A 20653-nucleotide genomic window follows, 5' to 3' on the forward strand; every position below is an offset into this window, starting at 1 on the left:
CTCGCTAAGGAGACAACGCATGAGTACGTTCACGACCCGAGACGGCACCGAGATTTATTACAAGGACTGGGGCAGCGGTCAGCCCATCGTCTTCAGCCACGGCTGGCCATTGAACGCCGACAGCTGGGAATCGCAGATGATCTTCCTGGCTGCCAAAGGCTACCGGGTGATCGCCCATGATCGCCGCGGTCATGGCCGCTCCAGCCAGCCGTGGACCGGCAACGACATGGACACCTACGCCGATGATCTGGCGCAGTTGATCGAGTTGCTGGACCTCAAAGACGCCGTGCTGTTCGGCTTCTCCACCGGCGGCGGCGAAGTGGCGCGCTACATTGGTCGCCACGGCACCGACCGCGTGGCCAAGGCCGGGCTGATTTCTTCGGTGCCGCCGCTGATGCTCAAGACTGAAACCAACCCTGGAGGCCTGCCGATCGAAGTGTTCGATGGCATTCGTGAGGCGTCCCTGGCCGACCGTTCGCAGCTCTACATCGACCTCGCCAGCGGTCCGTTCTTCGGCTTCAACAAACCGGACGCCAAGCCATCCCAGGGCATGATCGACTGGTTCTGGATGCAAGGCATGACCTCCGGCCACAAGAACGCTTATGACTGCATCAAGGCGTTCTCCGAAACCGACTTCACCGAAGACCTGAAGAAGTTCGACATTCCGACGCTGGTGGTGCATGGCGATGCTGACCAGGTGGTGCCGATCGAAGCGGCGGGCATTGCGTCGGCAAAACTGGTGAAAGGATCTACGTTGAAGATCTACCCCGGCGCCCCCCATGGCTTGACGGATACCCACAAGGATCAGCTCAACGCTGATCTGCTGGCGTTTTTGAAGGACTAAGCGTTAATCCCTAGCCCCTCGATCCTATGCCATGGAAGCTTTGTAGCAGCTGTCGAGCCCCGGCGAGGCTGCGTTCGGCTGCGAAGCAGTCGCAAAATGCGAGAGCGCGGCCTGCCTGAAACACCGGGGGGCTGAATTCACGACTGCTTTGCAGCCGAACGCAGCCTCGCCGGGGCTCGACAGCTGCTACAAGAAATGTGTTAGCGGGTTTACGGCGCGTGAAGTTGAGCGGTGCAGGCGGGGCGGTGGGCCAGGGACCGTACGGTGCGGCAACGCCACGCAAATGGAGTGATGCCTTCATTGCGAGTGAAGATGTGGCAGAAATGTGCCTGATCGCAGAAGCCGCATTCGAGACTGATTTGCGTCAGCGTCAAGTCAGTGCTTTGGATCAATTGCTTGGCGCGGGCGATGCGCTGGTTGCGAATCCAGTCCTGAGGTGAGAGCCCGGTGCTGCACTTGAACGCGCGGGAGAAATGACTGCGCGAAAGGGCGCAGGCGCGGGCCAGTTCGCTCACTTCAACGGTCTCACCAAGGCGCTCGAGGATCAGTTGTTTGACCAGGCTTTCGCGCCACGGAGTCAGGCCGCCGGTGTTTTTCTTTCGCGTTTCAGTGGTCGCCTCGCGGGCAACGTTTTGCTGAGAATGGGCCATGACAGATGTCCTTGTCGGTGAGCTTCATTTTTGGCCGCAGGGCTCTGGCAGGCGAGTTAAACGTTGTTAATTCCGTCGGTGTGCGGGGGTAACCAACAGCGCTAACTCAGCACATGGCTGCAATTTTTGCGGGTGCGAGCCGTGCAAAATCGACGTCATCTGGCGGCGGTATACGTGGCCGCTCTTCTGACTCGACCAAGGTGGTGGCATGAAACATTCTCTGGTTTGCGCGCTGGGGCTCGCGGCCGCGCTGGCGTCCGGCATTTCCTCGGCTCAGGCACCGGCGCAAGTCGGCACACAAGTGCCGGGTTATTACCGGTTGGCGGTGGGCGATTACGAGGTAACGGCGTTGTTCGATGGCTACAACGATCTGTCGCCCAAACTGCTCAAAGGCCTGACCCAAAGTCAGATCCGCGCGCTGCTGGCTCGCCGTTCGATTGAAACGCCGGGCGTACAAACCGCGTTCAACGCCTTTCTGATCAACACTGGCAAGCAATTGATCCTCGTCGATACCGGTGCCGGCCAGTGCATTGGTGCTACAGCCGGGATGCTGTCAGACAATATGAAAGCCGCCGGTTATGAGCCTGCGCAGGTCGATACGATTTTGTTGACCCACCTGCATCTGGACCATGTCTGCGGACTGGTCGACGGACAGCAGAAACCGATTTTCGCCAACGCCACTGTTTACGCGGCAAAGGCAGAAGCCGATTACTGGCTTGATCCTCAGGCCCTCGCCACGGCGCCGGAGGGTGCCAAGCCGTATTTCAAAATCGCCCAGGACTCGACCGCGCCCTACGTCGCGGCGGGTCGCTTCAAGACGTTCGGTGCCGGTCAGTCGCCCGTACCGGGTGTAGAGGCGGTTCTCGAGACTGGCCACACGCCGGGCAGCACCACGTACCGCTTTACCTCGCAGGGTCAGAGCATTCTGTTCATGGGTGATCTGGTGCATAACCTCGCGGTGCAGTTCGAGCACCCTGAAGTGTCGATCGGCTTTGACGTCAACAGTCAGCAAGCGATCAAGAGCCGCGCCAGGGTTTTCAGTGATGCAGCGGCGAGCAAAACCTGGGTAACAGCGGCGCATTTGCCGTTTCCGGGCATCGGCCATATCGCGGCAGAGGGCAAGCATTTCCAATGGATACCGGTGGAGTACGGTCCTTACAAACGTGCGGCCAACGTACCGCTGATCGAGTAAAGTCCGCCTCTAAGTGCCTGGCTGAACACACAAGGGAATCTGCCTGTGAACCGTAACGATCTGCGCCGCGTCGACATGAACCTGTTAGTGATTTTCGAAGCGTTGATGTTCGAAAAGAACCTCACCCGTGTTGCTGAAAAACTGTTCATGGGGCAGCCGGCGGTGAGTGCGGCGCTGGGACGGTTGCGGGATCTGTTCGACGATCCGCTGCTGTTGCGCAACGGCCGTGGAATGGAGCCGACAGGGCGGGCACTGGCAATTCTCAAGGAACTGCAGCCGGCGATGGATGTGATTTCCGGGGCCGTGAGCCGAGCTAAAGAATTCGATCCCGCTACAAGCTGCGATGTGTTTCGCATTGGGCTGTCGGACGACGCCGAGTTTGGCTTGTTTCCGCCATTGTTGAGCCAGCTCCGGGAGGAGGCACCAGGGATCATTGTGGTCGTGCGGCGGGCGAATTATCTGCTGATACCGGCGTTGCTGGCGTCTGGGGAGATTTCGGTGGGAGTGAGTTACACCACGGATCTGCCGGCCAATGCCAAGCGCAAGACGTTGCGGGATATTCCGTGCAAGGTGCTGCGGGGTGACAAACGACCGGGGACGCTGTCGCTGGATGAATACTGTGAACGACCGCATGCGATGGTGTCGTTTTCGGGGGATTTGAGCGGCAACATTGATCTTGATCTCGCGAAGATCGGACGAAGTCGGCGAGTGGTGTTAGGCGTTCCGCAGTTCAGTGGGTTGCGGGCATTGCTGGCCGGGACCGAGATGATCGCCACCGTGCCGGATTACGCCGCGTGTGCGTTGGTCGAGGGTTGTGCGTTGCGGGCCGAAGACCCGCCGTTTCCGATTGAAGCGGCGCAGCTTTCGATGGCCTGGAGCGGGGTGCATGACAACGATCCGGCGGAACGGTGGTTGCGGTCGCGGATCAGTGAGTTCATGTCGAAGCCTTTGCCGATTTCGGCTTGACCGTGGCGGCCTCCGGGCCGACCACATTCCCGCCTGCCCGATTCCCTGTAGGAGCGAGGCTTGCCCGCGAAGGCGGCCTGACAGCCGACCTGTTTATATCCTGATGTACCCCGTCCAACTGTGGGAGCGAGCCTGCTCGCGAAGGCGGCCTGGTAGCCGACCAATCTCTTTCAGGTGTACATATCCATTCCTGCGGTAACGGCCACCTAGGGTTTCGCCCTTACGGCGAGTCCCTTTTTCAAACGCCAAAAAGGAACCAAAAGGCTTCGCCCCAGCGTCCGGCCCCTCGCCTGGGCTCGGCGTACCCTCGCTCCGGCATTCATCTGGGGGCATCGCCTCCGGTTGGCTTCGCTTCAACCTCCTCTCGATGTGTTCGACTTCGTCGAACGGCGCTGCGCGCCTACCCCCCCAGATGAACACCTCCACTCAGCCTCCCGACGGGGCGGGTGGATCAAGATCAAGTGCTGCAGGCGAGCTAACGCTCGGCCTGTTGAGTGGTGAGGGGCGAAAGACGTGCGCCGATTCCCTGTGGGAGCGAGCCTGCTCGCGATAGCGGTGGGTCAGGCAATATCAATGCTCAATGACACATCGCCTTCGCGAGCAGGCTCGCTCCCACAAGGGATCTGCGGTGGATCGTACCGCTGGGCTCATCCACAAAAAGAGCACGTACATCCAATTTTTCCCTTCCCCACAGCGGCACTATCGAATGACGTTCCGGCACATCGCTGCCGGTGGTTTTTCATTAGTGCAGGTAGCCCATGAATGCTTCGCGATGGGATGAACGAGCCCAGGATGTCGGGCTGTTTTTTTTGCGGGTCAGCGGTGGTTTGTTTCTGCTGTGGGTGCATGGTTTGCCGAAACTGCTTAACTACAACGCTCAACTGCAAGTCATCGAAGACCCGTTTCACTTGGGCGCGAACGTCACGCTGATGCTGGCGATTTTTGCCGAGGTGCTGTGTCCGCTGCTGATCATCGCCGGGGTGCTGGTGCGTCTGGCGTGTCTGCCGATTTTGGCGGTGTTGCTGATCGCGCTGCTGGTGGTGCATGCGCAATGGAGCCTCGATGAAGGGCAGTTCGGTTGGCTGCTGTTGATTCTGTTCACCAGCCTTCTTATCGCCGGGCCGGGACGGCTGGCGCTCAATGTCCGTTTCCCTGGAGCTTTGCGTTATGCCTGAATCCAATCGTTTCGAGGAAGTCGTGACCCTGGTCATCAAGCACAGAATCAAGGCGGGTTTTGAAGCGCCCTATGAAGCCTGGTTGCGCAACATTGTCAGCATTGCCGGGCAGCAGGAAGGGCACTTGGGCGTCGATGTGATTCGCGGCAAGAGCGCCGGCCTTGACCTGTACACCTGCGTGCTGCGCTTTTGCTCCACCGAATCGATGCAACGCTGGCTCGATTCACCGCAACGGCTGGAACTGGTCAACGAAGCCACACCGATGCTCGCTGACGGCGACCAGACCGAGGTCAATCCGGTCAACGAATTCTGGTTCGCGCCGCAAGCCGACGCCGCTTCGCCGCCACCGCCGCGCTGGAAGCAGGCCGTGGTGACGTTGTTGGTGATTTTGCCGCACACCTTGCTGGTGCCGCTGATCTGGGGCCCGTTGCTGCAGCTCAATACCTTCCTGTCCAATTACGTGGTCGCGACGTTCCTGATCACGCTAACCATCGTCGTTTCGGTGGTGTACCTGTTCATGCCGATGGCGACGCGCTTGTTCGCGCCCTGGCTGTCCTCTTCCACTCAGCCCAAGGAAACGTGATGAACGCCGATCTGATTTTGTTCAATGGTCAATTTCATACGGTTGACCGTGAAAACCCACGCGCCAGCGCCGTAGCGATCAGCAATGGACGCTTCGTCGCGGTCGGCACCGACGCCGAAGCCATGGCCCTGCGCGGTTCGGGTACGCAGGTCATCGATCTCAAGGGTCGCTGCGTCATTCCCGGCCTCAACGACTCGCACTTGCACCTGATCCGTGGCGGTTTGAACTACAACCTCGAACTGCGCTGGGAAGGGGTGCCGTCGCTGGCCGATGCCCTACGCATGCTCAAGGATCAGGCCGACCGCACGCCGACGCCGCAATGGGTGCGCGTGGTCGGTGGCTGGAACGAATTCCAGTTCGCTGAAAAGCGCATGCCGACCCTCGAAGAGCTCAATCAGGCCGCGCCGGATACGCCGGTATTTGTCCTGCATTTGTACGACCGCGCTTTGCTTAACCGTGCCGCGTTGCGCGTGGCCGGTTACACCCGCAACACGCCGAACCCGCCGGGTGGCGAGATTGTGCGCGATGCCAACGGTGAACCGACCGGCATGCTGGTCGCACGGCCCAACGCGATGATTCTGTACTCGACGCTGGCGAAGGGGCCGAAGTTGCCGCTGGAATATCAGGTCAACTCGACCCGCCAATTCATGCGCGAGCTCAACCGTCTCGGCCTGACCAGCGCCATCGATGCCGGCGGCGGTTTCCAGAATTATCCGGACGATTATCAGGTGATCGAGCAGTTGGCCAAGGACCAGCAGTTGACCGTTCGCATCGCCTACAACCTGTTCACCCAGAAGCCGAAAGAAGAACTGACCGACTTCAAGAACTGGACCAGCAGCGTGACCCTGCATCAGGGTGACGACTATCTGCGGCACAACGGCGCCGGGGAAATGCTGGTGTTCTCGGCGGCGGATTTCGAGGACTTCCTCGAGCCGCGTCCGGACCTGCCGCAAACCATGGAAGACGAGCTGGAGCCGGTGGTGCGCCACTTGGTCGAGCAGCGCTGGCCGTTCCGTTTGCACGCCACGTACAACGAATCCATCAGCCGCATGCTCGACGTGTTCGAGAAGGTTAACCGCGACATTCCGTTCAACGGTTTGCCATGGTTTTTCGACCACGCCGAAACCATTACACCGCAGAACATTGAGCGGGTGAGGGCGCTGGGTGGCGGTATCGCGATTCAGGATCGCATGGCGTTTCAAGGCGAATATTTCGTCGAGCGTTACGGCGCCAAAGCCGCCGAAGCGACCCCGCCGATCAAACGCATGCTGGCCGAAGGTGTACCGGTCGGCGCCGGCACCGATGCCACGCGAGTGTCCAGCTACAACCCCTGGACTTCGCTGTACTGGATGGTCAGCGGCCGCACGGTCGGTGGCCTGGAACTGCATGCCGAGGGCTTGTCTCGTCAAACCGCACTGGAGCTGTTCACCCACGGTAGCGCCTGGTTCTCTTCCGAGCAGGGCAAGAAAGGCATGATCAAGGTCGGCCAACTGGCTGACGTCGCGGCCTTGAGCGCGGATTTTTTCAGCGTCGACGAAGAAGCGATCAAGTGGATCGAGTCGGTGTTGACCGTGGTCGGCGGCAAGGTGGTGTACGCCGCCGGTGACTTCGAAAAACTCGGACCGGCCAGCGTACCGGTGCTGCCGGACTGGTCGCCGGTGGTGAAAGTGCCGGGGCACTGGCGTCCGACTTCGCCGATGCAAGCGCAGGTTCACCATTGCAGCGGGCCGTGCGGCGTGCATTCCCATAGCCATGAAAAGGCGCGCTTGTCGAATGCGCCGGTCAGTGATTTCGCGGGTTTCTGGGGCGCGTTCGGCTGCTCGTGCTTCGCGTTCTGACGATCACAAAAAAGCGCCGACCCTGCGCGTCGGCGCCGTATGTAATACCCATCCACCGAGGAGTTTCACATGAGCAACGTTCCGTACAAACGCCTGAACAAAGATGACGCCGTTGTCCTGTTGGTTGACCACCAGACGGGCCTGATCTCGCTGGTTCAGGATTTCTCGCCGAACGAATTCAAGAACAACGTACTGGCCCTGGGCGATGTGGCCAAGTTCTTCAAGCTGCCGACCATCCTGACCACCAGCTTCGAAAACGGCCCGAACGGCCCGATGGTTCCCGAGTTGAAAGAGCAGTTCCCGGACGCGCCGTACATCCCGCGTCCAGGCCAGATCAACGCCTGGGACAACGAAGATTTCGTCAAGGCCGTTAAAGCTACTGGCCGCAAGCAACTGATCATCGCCGGTGTTGTCACCGACGTTTGCGTGACGTTCCCGACGCTGTCGGCGCTGGCTGAAGGGTTTGAAGTGTTCGTCGTGACCGACGCTTCGGGTACCTTCAACGAAACCGTGCAACAAGCGGCCTGGGCGCGCATGGCGGCGGCCGGTGCTCAACTGGTGAACTGGTTCTCGGTGGCCTGCGAGCTGCAGGGCGACTGGCGCAACGATATGGAAGGCCTGGCGAACCTGCTGTCGCCGCGCATTCCGAACTACCGCAATTTGATGAACAGCTACTCGGTGCTGACTTCGAAGTAAGTTTGCAATCACACAGAAAAATGCCCGCGAATGTGCGGGCATTTTTTTGGCTGGTGAATGAGCTTTTTGCTAGCTGGACCGTGTGCCCCGTTACACCGGTTGGCGTTTCTGCAGCCAACTCAGGAATCCGCTTTTCCTGATCGGCACCGGTGTGGTCATCAACGCCAACCGACTGTTCTGCTGCCTGACCGCTTGCAGCTTGTTCAACGCCTGACCCACTTCGACGCGTTGCTCCATGCAATCACGGGTCAGGGATTTGTCGATCCGGTAAATGATGCACGAGGTCAAGGTGGTGAAGGTCGCCTGCGAGGGTGTATCGGTGAGAATGCTTTGCTCGCCCATGACTTCACTCGGCCCCATACGCCCGGCTTCGGTTTGCCCTGTGCCATTGGGTACGGTGGCGCTGACCACCCCGGTGGCGATCACCATCAAGCTGTCCGGCACGTCGCCCAATTCCAGCACCACCTGACCTGCCGCGTACTGCTGCGGGACCATCGACTGGGCGATTTGATCACGCTCATCTTCGCTCAAGGAACGGAAGATTTTCACTTCATCCAGCAACGCCCGTGCGCGGGTCGTTGGTTCAATCACGCCATCGAGCTGCCGGGAAATACCCGCCGCTTCGAGGTGCCGATGCACCAGGTCGAACAGTTGATTGCGCACTTCGCTTTTTTTACCCAGCTCGGCGATAAACCCGCTGGCTACGTATTCGGACATGGTTTCGCCAGACGCTTTCAGCACTGCTTTCGGTGCGGGGTTGAGCAGCAAACTGCTGCTGCCCTGAAGCGTGCGGTCCAGTGCATCCAGCACCCGACGCGGGCGAATGTGGTTAGGCACCTGAATGCTGATCGACACGCCGTGCATGTTGTTGGGCCGACTGAGGTTGACGATTTTTGCCTTGGCCGCCACCGAGTTCGGCACCACCGCGGTACTGCCGGCACTGGTCAGCAGGTGGGTAGCGCGCCAGTCGATGTCGAGCACTTTGCCCTCGACGCCGTCGATCATGATCCAGTCATCCACCTGATACGGCTTGGTGGTGTTGAGCACGATCCCGGAAAACACGTCGCTCAAGGTACTTTGCAACGCCAGGCCAACGACGATTGCCACGACGCCGGAAGTCGCCAGCAAACCTTTCACCGGCAGCTCCAGTACATAACCGGCCGCCGCGACGATGGCGATCAGAAACACCAGTGCGCCGATGACATCCTGCAGCAACCGACCGCTGTGACCGATGCGGCGCATCAGCACCAGACCGATGACTTCGGTGAGCACCCGTGCGGCGTACAGCCACCAGAGAATCCCCAGTGCCGTGGCGCCCGATTGCGCTACGCGATCCTCGGTGAACAGTGGCGCCTGTAACGGGCTCACACCGGCATTGATCACGAGTGCGCTGAACATGATGAACAGCGTCAGGCGCACACCGACCCGCGTGATGCGATGCTTGAACGGCGCGAGGTGCCAGAGCACTGCGTCGATCAACAGCAGCAGGGCACTCCACGACAGCAGATGGGCAAGGAAAAAGGACATGGGGACACTCCGGCTAAAGATTGCTTTCGATTCGCGTAGCCGCCTCGCCCACATTGCTGTGTGGCGAGGCGAGGGAACTCAGTTCAGATGCGTCTTGAGTTCCAGTGCCGCCTGGCGAACCGCCGCTTTCACTTGCGGAATCTGGCTCAGCGGATTGAGCAGGCCGAAGTCGTGAATCATGCCGTTGTAGCGCACGGCCGTGACCGGGACACCGGCCGCGTCGAGGTGGCGGGCATAGGCTTCGCCTTCGTCACGCAACACGTCGAACTCGGCGGTTTGTACCAGGGCCGCAGGCAAGCCTTTGAGCTGTTCGGCGCTGGCTTGCAACGGCGAGGCATGGATCTGAATACGTTCGGCTTTGTCGGTGGTGTAGCTGTCCCAGAACCAGTTCATCATGCCCTTGGTCAGGAAGTGGCCTTCAGCAAATTGCTGGTACGACCCGGTGTCGAACTGTGCGTTGGTCACTGGCCACATCAACAGCTGGAAGCGCAGGGCCGGAGTTTTCTGCTCCTTGGCGATCAAGGCCACGACCGCCGCCATGTTGCCGCCGACGCTGTTGCCGGCCACGGCCAGGCGTTTGCCATCGACGCCGATGTCCTTGCCATGCTCTGCCACCCAACGGGTCGCGGCGTAGGCCTGGTTGATCGCGGTCGGGTAGTGCGCTTCCGGCGACGGTGTGTAATCGACATACACCGCGACAGCACCGGAGCCGATCACCAGGTCGTGGATCAGACGCTGGTGAGTCGGGTAATCGCCCAACACCCAGCCACCACCGTGGAAGAACATAAACACCGGCAATTCACCTTTGACCTTAACTGGCCGCACGATTTTCAGGTTGATGGTTTGCCCATCGACTTTGATCGTACGGTCGCTGACGTCCACACCCGACAGATCAACCTTCACCGAATTTTGCGCGCCGGTCAGTACCGCACGGGCATCTGCAGGGCTCAGTTGCTCAAGCGGCTTGCCACCGCCGGCAGCGAGCGCGTCGAGGAAGGCTTGCGTGTTGTGTTCGACGCCCGGGCTGCCGGCGGCAAAGGCGTTGCCTACGGCGAGGGCGAGGAGGGAAGCGGTCAGGGATTTTTTGACGATGTTCATGGGATAAATCCTTTTTAATTAGACGTTGATTACCTAAGGTTCAGGTTGCTGCCAGCACTGTGGTTCAGGCCTCAGCAACACCGTGGACACAGATTAATAGGGTGTCTAAAAAGGAAAAAGCGGCTATAAAATGTTTGACTGTCAACCAAGGCGTGACAATGAACCCGTTCGAAGATATGCGTATTTTTTGCCAGGTCATGGATTCCGGCAGCTTCACCGCGGCGGCCGATCAATTAGGCCTGTCCAAGCAATTCGTCAGCCGGCGGTTGATGCAGCTCGAAGAGCGTCTGGGTGTGCGGCTGCTCAATCGCTCCACGCGGCGACTGGACGTGACGCCACTGGGGCAGAGTTATTACGAGTCAGCCTTGCGCCTGCTGGGCGAAGTCGAGCAAGTCGAGCAGGGCATCGCCGGCCAGACCACTGAGCCCCGCGGCACTATTCGTATCAGCGCGCCATTGTCGTTTGCGGTGGCGCATTTGGGCTGTTTGCTGCCGGTGTTTTTGCAGCGTTATCGCGATGTCACGGTGGAGGTCGACCTCAGTGATCGGCCGGTGGATTTGCTCAGTGAGGGTTATGACCTGGCGCTGCGCATCGGCATTCTGGAGGACTCGACGCTGATCGCCCGACGCATCGCCTCCATCCAGCGGATGTACTGCGCCAGCCCGGCATACCTGGCCGAGCGCGGCACGCCGCTCAAACCCGAAGACTTGCACAGCCATGACTGCCTGCCTTACGGCCACGGTCGTCAGGTGCAATGGCGTTTTGAAGGGCAGGGCAAGCCGTTGGTGGTCAATGTCACCGGGCGGATGCGGGTGAACAATGGTGAACTGCTCAGGGACGCGGCGATTGCCGGTATGGGGATTACTTACTTGCCGACCTTCATTGTGGGTTCGGCATTAAAGGACGGCAGGCTGGTGCCGGTGCTGGATGAGTTTCGTCCGCCGCCGCTGACGTTGTCGGCGGTCTATCCGCAGCACCGTCAAGCATCGCGACCGGTGCAGGCGTTGATCGAGTTTTTGCGTGAACGGTTGGATCGGGCTCAGGATGGGTTGTAGAGGGGTTATGGTGTCAGCCCACGCAATTAATGAAAGACCCCAGTCTGGAGCGCGCAATGGAACTGCCGACAAAAGAAAAAGCCATCGCCAGCAACCGCGATGCCTGGAATGACTCCGCCCGACACCACAAAGACACCCCCGAATGGCAGGCCCGTTTGACGGCGGTTGGTTGTAGGGATTTTTGCTGCATGGACGACACCCTCCGAGGTTTGCTGGAGCAGGTCGGTGTCGACGGCAAAGACGTGGTGCAACTGGGCTGCAATAACGGCCGCGAATGCCTGTCGTTGTTTGCGCTGGGTGCGCGCAGCGTCGTGGGCGTCGACCAGTCCGAGGCTTTCCTCGATCAGGCGTGGGAACTGGCGTCACGCTCGCCCCATGCGCCTGAGTTCATCGAGGCAGACATTCATCACTTGCCGACTGAACTTCATGGCCGCTTCGACGTAGCCCTGATAACCATCGGCGTATTGAACTGGATGCCGGACATCGGCGAATTCTTCCGACATGTCGCACAAACCCTCAAGCCGGGTGGCAGTCTGGTGGTGTACGAAACCCACCCCTTCCTCGAAATGTTCGACCCCGAGTCCGCCGATCCGTATCGGCCGGACAGCTCATACTTTCGCAGCGAACCTTTCGTGCAGGACCAGCCGATCGTCTACGAAGGCAAAGTCGACCAGCAGGCCGCTTCGTCCTACTGGTTCGTCCACACCCTGGGCGCCATCTTCACCGGCGCCATCGACGCCGGATTGCAGATCAGCCACTTCAAGGAGTACCCGCATTCCAACCGCGAGGAGCTCTATGATCGGTATGAACAGCAAACGGCGCAGCTGCCGTTGTGTTTTACGTTGGTTGCACAGAAGCGAGCAGTCTAGTCAGAAGAGTCTCTTAGAGCGTTGAGTGATTGACCGAATGACCCGGCTGCGCGCAGAGATCAATGCCAAGGGCGTGAATGACCTTTAAAACCGTATCGAAACGTGGTTTTGCACCTGGTGCGAAGGCCTTGTACAGGCTTTCGCGGCCCATACCCGAATCCTTGGCTATTTGTGTCATTCCACGCGCTTTCACCACGTAGCCGATAGCGCGAAGAAACTCTTCGTTGTCGCCGTCTGCGAGCACTTGCGAAAGGTACTCGCTGATGGCTTCGTCACTGTCCAGCAGAGCCGCCATATCGAAAGTAGTCAAAGTCTGGCTCATGTTTAAACCTCCTTTGCCAATTTTTTCGCCCGCCTGATGTCGGCGGTTTGCGAAGATTTGTCACCACCCGCCAACAGCACAATGACGACGCTATTTCGCATAGTGAAGTAGACCCGATAGCCTGCACCGACGTCCACGCGCATTTCGGAAACACCATCACCCACCGGTTTGATATCGCCCAGATTACCCGCAGAGGCACGATCAATGCGACGAGCGATGGCTAACTTCGCCCGCAAGTCACGAATTGAGGCATGCCATGCCGCGAAGATCATAGTTTGTTGAATAAGATAATTCATTACTCAAATGTATCCATCTGGATACGAATGACCAGTCAGGCAATTCCTTCGTTATGTATGTTTTTTCCCTTAAGCGTGTGGGCTATGGGGGTATCCGAGCGGGTCTATTCGCGGTGCCGCTACCGTCCGCTATCCTTGCTCCACGCACATCGAACGGTTTTCCCCATGCTTTCGGTCCAAGGCGTCTTCAAAAGCTACGCCACTCCCCAGGGCCCATTAGCGGTTCTGCAAGGTGTCGACCTCACCTTGAAACCCGGCAGCAGCCTGGCGTTGATGGGGGAGTCGGGCAGTGGCAAGAGCACCTTGCTGCACCTGATTGCCGGGCTGGACAAGGTCGATCGCGGCAGCATCCGCAGCGGCGAACATCGGCTGGAGCAGATGAACGAAGGGCAACTGGCGAACTGGCGGCGGACCGAAATCGGCCTGGTGTTTCAGCAGTTCAACCTGATCGGCAGTTTGCGCGTGGAGGACAATCTGGCGTTCCAGGCACGACTGGCGGGGCGGCATGATCCGCGCTGGCAAGCGCATCTGGTGCAACGTCTGGGCTTGGGTGATTTGCTGCAGCGTTATCCGGAACAGCTGTCCGGCGGCCAGCAGCAACGGGTTGCGCTGGGCCGTGCCTTGGCGTCGCAACCCAAACTGTTGCTGGCTGACGAACCCACCGGCAGCCTCGATGAAGCCACCAGCGATGAGGTCTTGAAGTTGTTGCTGGAGTTGCTCGACGACAGTCCCACCACCTTGTTGATGGTCACCCACAGCCCACGGGTTGCCGCGCGGCTGGCCGAAAAAGTGGTGCTCCACGGTGGTCGTCTGGCTGGCGCGGACGAGCGCTGAAGTGCGGGTCTTTCGCGAGACGCTGCGGGCGCTGCTCAGTCATTGGCGACAGCATCCGGTGCAGTTTTTCAGTGTGCTGACCGGGCTCTGGCTCGCCACCAGCCTGCTGACCGGCGTGCAGGCGCTGAACAGCCAGGCGCGCGAAAGCTATGCCCGGGCCAGTCAGTTGATTGGCGGCGAACCCCAGGCCAGCCTCAGTTCACCCAGTGGCGCAACCTTCTCCCAACACGTGTTTGTCGACCTGCGCCGATTGGGTTGGCCGGTGTCGCCGGTCCTGCAAGGTCGGGTGACGCTCAAGGGTCATGAAGACCAGCGCTTGCAGTTGATGGGCATCGAGCCGGTGTCGCTGCCCGCCGGTTCCTCTGTGGCCGGGCAGGCGTTGCCGATTGAGCAGGTTGTCGAGTTTTTCAGCCCTCCAGGCAGTACCTGGATTTCGCCGCAGACGATGCAGGCCCTGGGGTTGCACGAGGGCGAGCGCCCGGTGAGTGTGAGTGGGCAGGCATTACCGCCGCTGCATGCGCAGTCCGATATGGCACCGGGCGTGTTGTTGGTGGACATCGGCTTCGCCCAGCAGATTCTCGGCCTGCCGGATCAGCTGTCACGCCTGCTGCTGCCGAAGGATTTCACCGCGCCCCTGCCTGATCAATTCAAGGGTCAACTGCAGCTCAAGACCAGCGGCGAAGAGAACAATTTGTCGCGCCTGACCGAAAGCTTTCACCTGAACCTCGATGCGCTGGGTTTTCTATCATTCGTGGTCGGTCTGTTTATCGTCCACGCCGCGATCGGTCTGGCGCTGGAACAACGTCGTGGCTTGCTCAGAACCCTGCGCGCCTGCGGTGTTAGCGCACGGATGCTGATTGCCTGTCTGGCGGTTGAACTGGGTGGGCTGGCGTTGATCGGCGGACTGGTCGGCGTCGCCAGCGGCTACCTGCTGGCCAGCGTGCTGTTGCCGGATGTCGCCGCGAGTCTGCGCGGGTTGTACGGCGCTGAAGTGGCGGGGCAATTGAGCCTCAGTCCGTGGTGGTGGCTCAGCGGCGTCGGCCTGAGTCTGTTGGGCGCGTTGTTGGCGGGGGCCAACAGTTTGTTGCGGGCCGCGCGCCTGCCTTTGCTGGCCCTGGCCGACCCGCAAGCCTGGCATCAGGCTCACGCGCGCTGGTTGCGGCGTCAGGGTTGGGTTGCCGTGATCGCTGCGGTGATCGCAGTGCTGGCGTTGATCTTCGGCGACAGCCTGAGCAGTGGCTTCGTGCTGATGGTGGCACTGTTGATCGGCGCTGCGCTGGCGTTGCCGGTGGTGCTCAACTGGGTGTTGAACCGGGTGCTGCATCGCAGTCGCTCGGTGCTCGGCCAATGGTTTCTCGCCGACTGCCGTCAGCAACTGCCGGCCCTGAGCCTGGCGCTGATGGCGCTGTTGTTGGCACTGGCGGCGAACATTGGAGCGGGCAGCATGACGGCCGGTTTTCGTCAGACCTTCAGCGATTGGCTCGAACAACGCCTGACCGCCGAACTGTACGTCAATCCGCGAAATCCGGCCCAGGCCAGAGAGCTGCAAACCTGGCTCAAGCAGCAACCCGAACTCACGGCAGTGCTGCCCAACTGGCAAGTGTCGATCCAGTTGCAAGGCTGGCCGGCGGACGTCTTCGGCGTGATCGATCATCCGACGTATCGCCAGCATTGGCCGCTGCTGGAAGCCTTGGGCGACAACCCTTGGGACCGACTGGCCAAGGACGACGCACTGATGCTCAGCGAACAACTGGCCCGTCGGCTGAAGGTGCGCGTTGGCGATCACTTGACGATTCCCACCCCGAACGGCGCCTGGTCGCCGCGGATCGTCGGCATCTACGCCGATTACGGCAATCCCAATGGCCACATTCTGGTCAACGTCAACCATCTGCTGCGCGGCTGGCCGCAGCTGACACCGAGCCGTTTCAACCTGCGCATCGACCCGACGTTGATCCCGGATTTCCTGACAGCACTGCAAACACGCTTCGCGCTGGAGGACAGTCGCATCGTCGACCAGGCCCGGCTCAAGGGTTGGTCCACGCAAGTGTTCGAACGCACCTTTGCCGCGACCGCCGCGCTCAACAGCCTGACCCTCTGTGTGGCGGGCGTGGCGCTGTTCATCAGCCTGTTGACCCAAAGTCAGAGCCGCCTCGGGCAACTCGCCCCTCTGTGGGCGCTCGGCGTGACTCGCCGGCAATTGATGCTGCTCAATCTCGGGCAGACCTGGTTGCTGGCGGTGCTGACCCTGGTGTTGGCGTTGCCGTTGGGGATCGCGCTGGCGTGGTGCCTGGACACGGTGATCAACGTGCAGGCCTTCGGCTGGCGCTTGCCGCTGCGGGTGTTTCCGCTGCAGCTGTTGCAGTTGATGGGGTTGGCGCTGTTGGCGACTTTATTGGCGTCGGCGTGGCCGCTGTACTCGCTGTATCGCACGCAACCGGCGGATCTGCTGAGGACGTTTGCTCATGAAGATTAAGGTCGGCGTGTTGCTATTGGCGCTATTGAGCGGGTGCGATAACTCGGCGCCCGTTGAGAAAGGCTTTGCGGGGCTGGGTCATCAGGCCGCCGCGTTTACGCCGGTGGTGCCCGGTCGGGTGTTCAGCTTTCCGGCGGATCACGGTCCGCATGACGGTTTTCGCATTGAATGGTGGTACGTCACCGCCAACCTCAAGGACGATCAGGGGCGCGAGTTCGGCGCGCAGTGGACATTGTTTCGCAGCGCCTTGAAAGCGACGCCCGAAGTAGTTGGCTGGGGTAATCAAATTATCTGGCTTGGCCACGCAGCCGTGACGTCGGCGACGGAACATCACGCCGCCGAGCGTTACGCCCGGGGTGGTGTTGGTCAGGCGGGTGTGAGTCTCGCGCCCTTCAACGCGTGGATTGATGATTGGCGTTTCAGCAGTCAGGGTTCCGACCCGATGGCGGATCTTCAACTCAGCGCCCGGGACAAGAAGTTTGGCTATCAACTGCGGCTGACCTCCACACGTCCTTTGGTACTTCAGGGCGACAAAGGCTTCAGTCAGAAATCCGAACAAGGGCAGGCGTCGTACTACTACAGCCAGCCATTTTTTCAGGCCAGCGGCACGCTGGAAATCGACGGCAAAACGTATCAAGTCAGCGGCCCGGCCTGGCTCGACCGGGAATGGAGCAGCCAACCCTTGACCGCCAACCAGACCGGCTGGGACTGGTTTTCCCTGCACCTGGACAGCGGCGAACAGGTGATGCTCTACCGCATGCGGCAGAAGGACGGCGCGCCTTACCTCACCGGCACCTGGATCGACGCTCAGGGCCAGACGCAGCTACTGCACGCCGCCGACATCAGCCTTACGCCGCAAGACACCGCCAACGTCGCCGGACGTTCGATGCCGGTGCGCTGGTCGATCAAAATCCCCGACAAACACCTCGACATCACCATCAGCGCGCTCAACCCCAATGCTTGGATGGCTTTGCGCATTCCCTATTGGGAAGGGCCGGTGCAATTGAGCGGCAGCCATGGTGGGCAGGGTTATCTGGAAATGACCGGGTATTGAGTCGGAACTCTCGCCAGAGTGATGGCCTCCTAATTCTAGAAGTCCGTTCACCGGAGACCGCCATGAGTGAAGACTTGAAACCGCCTGACCTTGATTCGTGGCAGCACCTGTTTGAAGACAAAGCCTACTGGCAACAATCCCCCGACGCCCATTACGCCGAACTGTTGCGGGTGGCCGACGACTTGCTGGGGCAGGGCGCCATTGACCTGGAGCAGTGGCAAACCTTGAAGGTCAAGGCCGATCAATCCCATAAAGATTCGCCTGCCGTGAACGTCGCCCAAGAGGTCGACGATCCCGAGGCTTGAGGAGAACCCACATGAAACCGACGACCCCCACTGAGCACCCTGACGAACCGCGGCCACCGGGTGAAGTCGAGCGCGACAACGACGCCCTGCGCCCGACCGATCCGACCCGGCGCAAGGAAAGCGGCAAGGGCACAGACAGCGGTGAATCCACCGCACAAGAAACTGCGAAGACTCCCTGATCAGCGTCTATGCTCATCTGCGCAGAGGGCGCTGGACGGTGGTTCAGCGCTCGTTGCTGCCCCCAATTCACAGGGAATGTACCGCTTATGAAACTTCACGCACTGACCAAAGCCATCACCCTTGCGACCCTGCTGTCTGCCGCCAGCCTTAGCGCCATGGCTGCGGACATCCCGCTGTCTGCCGTTGTGGAGGCGGATCAGGTCACCACCAAAGTTGTCTCGGTCGATGCTGCCAATCACCGGGTCGTCCTGGAGGGGCCGGAAGGTCGTCAGGTCCATGTGCAATTGACCGACAAGGCCAAAAACCTCGGCAACTTGAAAGTCGGCGACCAAGTCGATGTCAAGGTTACTAGCGCTGTCGCCGCCTACCTCGACACCGATGTCGACAAAGGCCTGCCAGGCACCGTCGAACGCGCTGGCGAAGTCCGCGCAGCCCCCGGCAGTGACAACCCGGGCGGCGAAGCCTACCGTCAGGTGCAGGTCCAACTGAAAATCACCAAAATCGACGTGAAGAAAAACCAAGTCACCTTCGAAAACCCCGCCGGCCAGTCCAAGACTGTTGACGTCGTAAGACCCGAAGTTCAAGCGAAATTGAAAGATCTGGAAGTTGGACAGAGTGTCGTTGTGACCTATACCGACATATTGACAGTGACCAGCAAGCACTGAGGTTGCGTATTAGCTCTATAGGTTGATTGTTCTTGTACAACTTTTCTGTATAAGAACAATCAGTTTTAATGGTCTAACTGGTGAGTTTTGGCGGTCTTTAAATAGTATTTAAGCCGACATTTAATCAATGTTGTTTCGATAAATTTCATGTTCATAGACGCGGACATATTCGAAACTTTCTATTAAAATACTTCCCGTTCGCCCAGTGTCAGGGCTCTTTACCGGTGCATGGATTGCCAGGCCATTACACTGGGCGAACACCTTATCGACGTGCGATACACACTTGCAGCAATACGTTGTTCCCCTGAACACCGCCTCCCGTTTGCCACTCCGCTACCTCAAGCACACCTCCAAACTGATCCGCAAACTCGGCAACTCCGATCTCGCCCTGCAACACAACAAAGTCATCAACCTGAAACTGACCGTCGCTTCGATGGACGGCGTCGTCATCGGCCATGGCGAGTATTTTTGCAAACGTGGTTATGTCGAAGGCATGGAGCTGTCATTTGGTGAAACCCGTAGCGGCATTGGCGGCGGAATCTGCCAACTGAGCAACCTGATTCACTGGATGGCGATTCACTCTCTATTGGTCGTGGTTGAGCGGTCGAACCACAGCTTCTATCCCTTTCCTGACGAAGGGCGGGTACTGCCATTCGGCTCCGGGGCTGCGATCTTTTACAACTACATTGACCTGGTGCTGCATAACCCGACCGATCGCCATTTTCAGTTGAAGCTCAATGTCGCCGAGCAACAGTTGGAAGGGGAGTTGTTGTGCGAGAGGTCAGGAGCAAGGGACAGGAGAGTCAGGTGTTGAAGAGTGAGCGGCTTTATAAGAATCGTGTGGTGGTTAAGTATGAGGTTGAGGAAAGTTTGCTGACTTGAAGTTAACCAGATTCCAGCTTTCGGCTGACATTCGGAATTCGCCTTGGTTTTCAGATTCCGCGATCCAGCCGTTTGAAAGGGTGATCCTGTGTTTGTTCACATGGTGTCCTGATTGTTGAATATCCCAAGCCGTCCGTGTGCGCGCTTTTCTGGTCGAAGTGACAGCGCGGCGGCGTCAAGGGAAAGATTCAAAGCCAAAAGCAGGGCGAATGGTCGTGAGATGGTAAACAAGGGTTCATTCCTTTGGGGGTGTGTATCCGGTTTCTTTGATGCGGGTGGCAATGCCTGATGCCGACGCAATTATGAACGTAGTGCTGGCAAAAACTGCTGAGCCTTTAATGTTTGCCTGATTGCCAGTCGTTGAGGCAACTCCAATAGTTATTTTTCGTCCCTCACCTCGTAACGGCCGGGACCGGTCCAGATGATCACTCTGAATCCACCGCTCAGCAGCCCGATATCTCTGAGGTGTTTAAAAACTTCAGCAGGGCACCACTCACGTCCATGAGCAAAGCAAATTTCCAAGGTTCGCAGTTTGGCAAAAATGTTGGCCTTGATGTCATCATCCGAACTTGAAATTTTGTACTCATCAACGTTAGTTTCTTGGAAAAAACCAAGGTCGAGCAACGTATTTTTCAACTCGGTATCAAGTAGCTTTAACAGGACGTAGTCCCCATCTGCTTGGGTGACATAGGCTTTGACCGAGTGATTATTCACGTATAGTTCTCATTTAATATCGACGAACGCCAAGCGAGCCAATTTTCGCGCTCAACGTCAGGACAAATACCTCTTCGGATGTGAATCGTTCCGTTTCTATAAAGTCCAGAAACCACTCCACGTCCAATGCCGTGAATATCGTAAGCGACCCATAAACCACACATGGCAAAAAACCGATGTGTGCATTTAGCGCGAGATAGTCGGGGAACAGTTCCACGGCAGCAAGGCTTCGAAGTCTTCTACCGAAGTAGCTTGTGGCAGGCGTTCAAGTACGTGGCGCAGCCACGTATAGGGCTCTTGGCCGTTGGCTTTGGCAGTTTCGACCAGGCTATAGATCTGCGCACTGGCCGTCGCGCCCTTGGGCGTGTCGCTGAACATCCAATTTTTGCGACCAATCACAAAGGGTTTTACCGCTCGCTCGGCCTTGTTGTTATC

At 59.1% G+C, this 20653-nt stretch carries 22 protein-coding genes and 1 pseudogene; 16 read left to right on the forward strand and 7 right to left on the reverse strand.

Translation table 11 applies throughout. From position 1 onward, the window contains the following. Positions 1-19: 19 nt before the first annotated feature. The gene (locus tag EAH74_RS31600; RefSeq protein WP_140684196.1) at positions 20-844 is read left to right on the forward strand and encodes an alpha/beta fold hydrolase; all 825 of its coding nucleotides are present in this window, start codon (positions 20-22) and stop codon (positions 842-844) included. Between the two features lie 209 nt (positions 845-1053). Here the strand turns inward: EAH74_RS31600 and EAH74_RS31605 are convergent, their stop codons facing one another. Beyond that, positions 1054-1494 (reverse strand): helix-turn-helix domain-containing protein, encoded by a 441-nt coding sequence (locus tag EAH74_RS31605; RefSeq protein WP_140684198.1) that lies wholly within the window; start codon positions 1492-1494, stop codon positions 1054-1056. 208 nt (positions 1495-1702) lie between these two features. Between EAH74_RS31605 and EAH74_RS31610 the strand changes: the two genes are divergently transcribed. The 6 genes from EAH74_RS31610 to ycaC all read left to right on the forward strand — a co-directional run bounded on the left by EAH74_RS31610 (position 1703) and on the right by ycaC (position 7944). Then, positions 1703-2686: an MBL fold metallo-hydrolase gene (locus tag EAH74_RS31610; RefSeq protein ID WP_140684200.1), complete on the forward strand. Its 984-nt coding sequence runs from the start codon at positions 1703-1705 to the stop codon at positions 2684-2686. Positions 2687-2731: 45 nt separating this feature from the next. Continuing rightward, a complete protein-coding gene (locus tag EAH74_RS31615) occupies positions 2732-3652 on the forward strand; it encodes a LysR family transcriptional regulator (protein ID WP_140684202.1) in 921 nt (306 codons plus the stop codon). Positions 3653-4410: 758 nt separating this feature from the next. Next, positions 4411-4827: a DoxX family protein gene (locus tag EAH74_RS31630; protein ID WP_140684206.1), complete on the forward strand. Its 417-nt coding sequence runs from the start codon at positions 4411-4413 to the stop codon at positions 4825-4827. Further along, the gene (locus EAH74_RS31635; protein WP_140684208.1) at positions 4820-5410 is read left to right on the forward strand and encodes an antibiotic biosynthesis monooxygenase; all 591 of its coding nucleotides are present in this window, start codon (positions 4820-4822) and stop codon (positions 5408-5410) included. Before EAH74_RS31630 ends, EAH74_RS31635 begins: the two co-directional genes overlap by 8 nt. Then, a complete protein-coding gene (locus EAH74_RS31640; RefSeq protein ID WP_140684210.1) occupies positions 5410-7248 on the forward strand; it encodes an amidohydrolase in 1839 nt (612 codons plus the stop codon). The genes EAH74_RS31635 and EAH74_RS31640 overlap by 1 nt, the downstream gene beginning before the upstream one ends. A 69-nt stretch (positions 7249-7317) precedes the next feature. Then, positions 7318-7944, forward strand: coding sequence for an isochorismate family cysteine hydrolase YcaC (ycaC, locus tag EAH74_RS31645; RefSeq protein ID WP_008032694.1), 627 nt, complete (start codon positions 7318-7320; stop codon positions 7942-7944). 90 nt (positions 7945-8034) lie between these two features. Here ycaC and EAH74_RS31650 read toward each other — a convergent pair whose 3' ends face one another. Both EAH74_RS31650 and EAH74_RS31655 read right to left on the reverse strand, forming a co-directional pair. Next, positions 8035-9471 carry a mechanosensitive ion channel family protein gene (locus tag EAH74_RS31650; protein ID WP_140684212.1) on the reverse strand — a complete coding sequence of 479 codons (1437 nt, stop codon included), beginning with the start codon at positions 9469-9471 and terminating at the stop codon, positions 8035-8037. 78 nt (positions 9472-9549) lie between these two features. Next, a complete protein-coding gene (locus tag EAH74_RS31655) occupies positions 9550-10569 on the reverse strand; it encodes an alpha/beta hydrolase (RefSeq protein ID WP_140684214.1) in 1020 nt (339 codons plus the stop codon). 158 nt (positions 10570-10727) lie between these two features. Here EAH74_RS31655 and EAH74_RS31660 point away from each other — a divergent pair, with 158 nt between their 5' ends. Then, the gene (locus tag EAH74_RS31660; RefSeq protein ID WP_140684216.1) at positions 10728-11624 is read left to right on the forward strand and encodes a LysR family transcriptional regulator; all 897 of its coding nucleotides are present in this window, start codon (positions 10728-10730) and stop codon (positions 11622-11624) included. 56 nt (positions 11625-11680) lie between these two features. After that, positions 11681-12493 (forward strand): class I SAM-dependent methyltransferase, encoded by an 813-nt coding sequence (locus EAH74_RS31665; protein WP_140684218.1) that lies wholly within the window; start codon positions 11681-11683, stop codon positions 12491-12493. A gap of 13 nt (positions 12494-12506) precedes the next feature. Here EAH74_RS31665 and EAH74_RS31670 read toward each other — a convergent pair whose 3' ends face one another. Together EAH74_RS31670 and EAH74_RS31675 are read right to left on the reverse strand one after the other, a co-directional pair. After that, the gene (locus EAH74_RS31670) at positions 12507-12815 is read right to left on the reverse strand and encodes an addiction module antidote protein (RefSeq protein ID WP_008153842.1); all 309 of its coding nucleotides are present in this window, start codon (positions 12813-12815) and stop codon (positions 12507-12509) included. A 2-nt stretch (positions 12816-12817) separates the two neighbouring features. Continuing rightward, positions 12818-13111 (reverse strand): type II toxin-antitoxin system RelE/ParE family toxin, encoded by a 294-nt coding sequence (locus EAH74_RS31675; protein ID WP_140684220.1) that lies wholly within the window; start codon positions 13109-13111, stop codon positions 12818-12820. 165 nt (positions 13112-13276) lie between these two features. On the opposite strand from EAH74_RS31675, the gene EAH74_RS31680 reads away from it, so the two are divergent. From EAH74_RS31680 to EAH74_RS31705, 7 genes and pseudogenes are all read left to right on the forward strand, one after another. Continuing rightward, entirely contained in the window at positions 13277-13945 is a 669-nt protein-coding gene (locus EAH74_RS31680) for an ABC transporter ATP-binding protein (RefSeq protein ID WP_140684222.1), read from the forward strand. Between the two features lies 1 nt (position 13946). Next, positions 13947-16418 carry an ABC transporter permease gene (locus EAH74_RS31685; protein WP_140684234.1) on the forward strand — a complete coding sequence of 824 codons (2472 nt, stop codon included), beginning with the start codon at positions 13947-13949 and terminating at the stop codon, positions 16416-16418. Next, a complete protein-coding gene (locus EAH74_RS31690) occupies positions 16408-17472 on the forward strand; it encodes a lipocalin-like domain-containing protein (protein ID WP_140684224.1) in 1065 nt (354 codons plus the stop codon). Before EAH74_RS31685 ends, EAH74_RS31690 begins: the two co-directional genes overlap by 11 nt. 62 nt (positions 17473-17534) lie before the next feature. Continuing rightward, entirely contained in the window at positions 17535-17777 is a 243-nt protein-coding gene (locus EAH74_RS31695) for a hypothetical protein (protein ID WP_140684226.1), read from the forward strand. A gap of 11 nt (positions 17778-17788) precedes the next feature. Beyond that, positions 17789-17956, forward strand: coding sequence for a hypothetical protein (locus EAH74_RS33165; protein WP_170206238.1), 168 nt, complete (start codon positions 17789-17791; stop codon positions 17954-17956). Between the two features lie 87 nt (positions 17957-18043). After that, the gene (locus EAH74_RS31700; protein WP_140684228.1) at positions 18044-18622 is read left to right on the forward strand and encodes a hypothetical protein; all 579 of its coding nucleotides are present in this window, start codon (positions 18044-18046) and stop codon (positions 18620-18622) included. A gap of 316 nt (positions 18623-18938) precedes the next feature. Then, positions 18939-19397 (forward strand): annotated as a pseudogene (locus tag EAH74_RS31705) (VanW family protein); the annotation flags it as partial. 485 nt (positions 19398-19882) lie between these two features. Here the strand turns inward: EAH74_RS31705 and EAH74_RS31710 are convergent. Together EAH74_RS31710 and EAH74_RS31715 are read right to left on the reverse strand one after the other, a co-directional pair. Then, positions 19883-20218 carry a hypothetical protein gene (locus EAH74_RS31710; RefSeq protein WP_140684230.1) on the reverse strand — a complete coding sequence of 112 codons (336 nt, stop codon included), beginning with the start codon at positions 20216-20218 and terminating at the stop codon, positions 19883-19885. Between the two features lie 186 nt (positions 20219-20404). After that, positions 20405-20653: transposase domain-containing protein (locus EAH74_RS31715; RefSeq protein ID WP_140683574.1), on the reverse strand; the 249-nt coding region annotated here is incomplete at its 5' end.

It is taken from the genome of Pseudomonas mandelii, assembly GCF_006438925.1.
Lineage (GTDB): Bacteria > Pseudomonadota > Gammaproteobacteria > Pseudomonadales > Pseudomonadaceae > Aquipseudomonas > Aquipseudomonas mandelii_C.